Source organism: Microcystis sp. M179S2 (assembly GCF_020245805.1).
GTDB lineage: Bacteria > Cyanobacteriota > Cyanobacteriia > Cyanobacteriales > Microcystaceae > Microcystis > Microcystis aeruginosa.
The window spans coordinates 1-3,689 of record NZ_JADBUE010000333.1; the positions used below are offsets into that span (position 1 = coordinate 1).

Genomic DNA, 3,689 nt, shown 5'->3' on the forward strand with positions numbered 1-3,689 from the left:
GCCTAAAAGCCACTCTTAATCGTGTCTTGGAACGAAATAGAGGCTTTTAAAGACTGCGTACATGGAGAATTAAAACAAGAATTACCCTCGAAAAGCCTATTTTTCCACTAAGTATTTATGCTCATTGCAAAGGTGAGATGCTCCCACTATAAGCAGTCCCCAGATTATTTTGTGTATTTGCCCACTCAACAGGAAAGGCGGCACGGGTTCTTACTTCTAATGACAGCTTGTAGGCGGCTATAGCTAACTTTAGATTATCTTCCCTTTCCCCTCGGATGCGAGAACTATAAGCAGTCCCCAGATTATTTTGTGTATTTGCCCACTCAACAGGAAAGGCGGCACGGGTATATACTTCTAATGACTGGTTATAGGCGGATATAGCTAACTCTAGATTTTCTGCCCTTTCCCTAAAAATGCGATTTCTATAAGCAGCACCCAGATTATTTTGTATCCTTGCCCAATCATAAGGAAAGGCGGCACGGGTATATACTTTTAATGACTGGTTTAATGCCTCTATAGCTAACTCTAGATTTTCTGCCCTTTCCCTAAAAATGCGATTTCTATAAGCAGCACCCAGATTATTTTGTATCCTTGCCCAATCATAAGGAAAGGCGGCAGGGGTATATCGTTCTAGGAGAGTGAGATAACCTGTAATAGCAATTTGCAGATTATTCGCCCGACTTCCCAAAGGAAACTGTTGAATATCAATACATAAATTTTCAATCACCTCGGCAATACCTACCACTTCTTCAGCCTTCCCTTGAGAAAAACTATATCTAGCGTATTGTTGCAACAGTTGGGCAAAGGTATCATCTAACAAATGTTGACAGCGTTGTAGGATAGGATAAACCACCGCAGGATCATTACTCTCATATTCTGCTTGTAATACTTCTAATAAAAACTCCTGATATTCCTCTATACTTCTCGCTTGAGGGTTGAGAAACTGCCTCAACTGTTGCGCCATATTCCGTAACCAAGCAACGGGATTATTATGTCCTTGTTGTTCTAACCCTGTTGCATAGTTTTCCATCACCTGCAAGAATTGGGGGTCAATCAATTCCTGATTTGCTTGCAGAATATTATTGATTTCCTCACCATTAGTACAAGCGAGCAACTGTTCAATTAAATTAACATAAGCTTGGGCGCGTTGTTCATTCATTGTCTGTACTGTGATTGATGTGATTATGTGATGAACTGTGATTTTTTCGAGAGAACGACTCGATGATATTTAGATAAGCTTGGGTGCGTTTTTCGTCCATAACCTTAATCCGATGCTTTCACAAAAGTTTTTTAAATTCTTCAATAGACATTCCGGCACCTTTAATAATTGTTCCCATTGTATAAGCATTAATTGGATTAGCTCTGGGAATTGTTAAGATATGCTCTCCATCAGTCATTGTAATATGTTTACCCTGTCGAACAATCCTAAATCCGGCTTTTTCAAAGGCTTTAATGGCTCGTTGATGATTAATTCCAGGAAGACTAGGCATGATTTAATTCAACTTCCACATAACAAGATTCTACACCTTGATTCAATTCCTCGGCAACTTCTAAATAAGACACAATAGCATCTTGAATATTATTGAGAGCTTCTTCTTTTGTCGTACCTTGAGAAGCACAGCCGGGTAAACCGGGACACCAAACAGCATATCCTTCTTCTGTTTGCTTAAGACTGACTTTATACTGCATATTTTTATAATAATAATCGTTGTCAGTTATTATAGCACGGCCATCATTAATCTCTGCTTCTGCTCGTAATACTTCTAATAAAAACCGCTGATATTCCTCTATAGTTCCCGCTTGAGGGTTGAGAAACTGCCCCAACTGTTGCGCCATATTCCGTAACCAAGCAACAGGATTATTATTTCCTTGTTCTTCTAACCACATTGCATAGTTTTCCATCACCTGCAAAAATTCGGGATCGATCAATTCCTGATTTGCTTGCAGAATCTTATTGAGTTCCTCATCATCAGCAGAAGTGAGCAACTGTTCAATTAAATTAACATAAGCTTGGGCGCGTTGTTCATTCATTGTCTGTACTGTGATTGATGTGATTATGTGATGAACTGTGATTTTTTTTGAGAGAGACCAACCTTATGATTTAACGTGATACAATAAATATTCGTGATTGTCAAGGGGGGTCGCTGCCAAATTTGTTTGATATGTTCCAAGGCAGAATCTTGGAACAAGCAAAACTAATCACTTTTCTGCACAAATAACTGTCATTACAGCAACTTCTTTGTCCAATTGATCTCCTATTTCATCTTCAACAACGTCCAGATCGTAATCCATTTGTAATCCCAGCCAAAATCGCGGTGACATATCAAAATAACGAGCTAACCGAAGAGCTATATCCGCTGTGATAGGCTGCTTTCCGTGAACGATTTCGTTAATACATTGTTCAGGAACTCCAAGAGCCAGAGCTATTTGATTCTGACTAAGGTTCATTGGCTTGATAAATTCCTCTAAAAGAACCTCACCGGGATGAATTGGCATTAGTTTATCTTCATTCATTATTTTACCTCAATGATAATCAACGATTTCTACGTCTAGAGCATCACCGTTTTGCCAGACAAAGCAAATTCGCCATTGATCGTTAACCCGAATGCTATATTGACCTTCCCTGTCACCAACCAGACGTTCCAATCGATTTGCTGGTGGGACACGAAGATCTTGCAGGGTTTCCGCACGATTAAGCATCCGCAATTTTCGCAATGCCACTTGTTGGATATCTAATGGCAATTTACGCGAATGTTTACGTTCAAAAACTTTTTGAGCTTCTTTATCTTTAAAGTTTTGGATCACTCTCTAAACAATTTCTTATCCTACTTTTAAGTATATGACGTAAGGATGCTCCAATGGCAGAACTGGTTGGGGAACAGGCCAGACAGGGACTTCTGCAAATGCGTCTGGGGCCAAGATGACGCGACGACGAATGAGCGCGGTAGCCTTCATGTTGGATATACTAACAACACCTTAGCCTATTGTCAATGTCCCCAACAGTTAAAAACGCCTCCTATTCTTCTATATTTCTCGCTTGAGGATTGAGATATTGCCCAAAGTTTTGTGTTAAATCAATCTGCATGGTTATTATTGTATCCTTATTATTCTAACCCTGTTGCATAGTTTTCCATCACCTGCAAAAATTCGGGATCAATCAATTCCTGATTTGCTTGCAGAATATTAGTTCGTTCCTCACCATCAGTACAAGCGAGCAACTGTTCAATTAAATTAACATAAGCTTGGGCGCGTTGTTCATTCATTGTCTGAACGGTGATTGTTATAATTATATTTACGATTGAGGAGGAAAAGGAATAATAATGTAGCGAATGACCGTTCCTAGTAAAGCCGTTCCCAAGATTCCGATTAACGTCCAAATCTGGGCCTTTTGAGAGCCTTTCAATTCTTTGGTATCTTCTTTCACCCTCTCAATATCCTTGTCTAAAGCATCGACCTTTTCTTCTAATCTAGCTTGTCCAACCTCTAAATTAGTGAGGCGACTATTAATATTTTCCAGTTTCTGATTAATTTCACCTAAAACTTCTTTAAGATCTTGTTCAATAGTAACTGACATCTGATGATTCTCCTAATAATTATCGGAATATAGGCACGACTATCACTATTTTATAGCTGGTTATAATTAAATTAAAAATGGATTTTAGGTTCGATCCCCCCTGCCCCCCTTGATA

General features: G+C 39.1%; 6 protein-coding genes and 2 pseudogenes. All 8 read right to left on the reverse strand.

Translation table 11 applies throughout. The features are described 5' to 3' along the window. Positions 1–136: 136 nt before the first annotated feature. Positions 137–1,159: pseudogene (locus IM500_RS20795) on the reverse strand (hypothetical protein); the annotation flags it as partial. 118 nt (positions 1,160–1,277) lie between these two features. Continuing rightward, on the reverse strand, positions 1,278–1,490 hold the full coding sequence (locus tag IM500_RS20800; RefSeq protein ID WP_002759169.1) for a type II toxin-antitoxin system HicA family toxin: 213 nt from the start codon (positions 1,488–1,490) through the stop codon (positions 1,278–1,280). Next, positions 1,483–1,689, reverse strand: a complete 207-nt coding sequence (locus IM500_RS20805; protein WP_012264985.1) for a type II toxin-antitoxin system HicB family antitoxin — start codon at positions 1,687–1,689, stop codon at positions 1,483–1,485. Before IM500_RS20805 ends, IM500_RS20800 begins: the two co-directional genes overlap by 8 nt. Before the next feature lie 27 nt (positions 1,690–1,716). Next, positions 1,717–2,031: pseudogene (locus IM500_RS24885) on the reverse strand (type II toxin-antitoxin system HicB family antitoxin); the annotation flags it as partial. Between the two features lie 168 nt (positions 2,032–2,199). After that, positions 2,200–2,514 (reverse strand): HigA family addiction module antitoxin, encoded by a 315-nt coding sequence (locus IM500_RS20810; RefSeq protein ID WP_036399402.1) that lies wholly within the window; start codon positions 2,512–2,514, stop codon positions 2,200–2,202. Positions 2,515–2,523: 9 nt separating this feature from the next. Continuing rightward, positions 2,524–2,805 (reverse strand): type II toxin-antitoxin system RelE/ParE family toxin, encoded by a 282-nt coding sequence (locus IM500_RS20815; protein ID WP_002740810.1) that lies wholly within the window; start codon positions 2,803–2,805, stop codon positions 2,524–2,526. A 299-nt stretch (positions 2,806–3,104) separates the two neighbouring features. Then, positions 3,105–3,263 carry a hypothetical protein gene (locus IM500_RS20820; protein ID WP_287739455.1) on the reverse strand — a complete coding sequence of 53 codons (159 nt, stop codon included), beginning with the start codon at positions 3,261–3,263 and terminating at the stop codon, positions 3,105–3,107. A 29-nt stretch (positions 3,264–3,292) separates the two neighbouring features. After that, a complete protein-coding gene (locus IM500_RS20825) occupies positions 3,293–3,574 on the reverse strand; it encodes a hemolysin XhlA family protein (RefSeq protein ID WP_002759172.1) in 282 nt (93 codons plus the stop codon). Between the last annotated feature and the right edge of the window lie 115 nt (positions 3,575–3,689).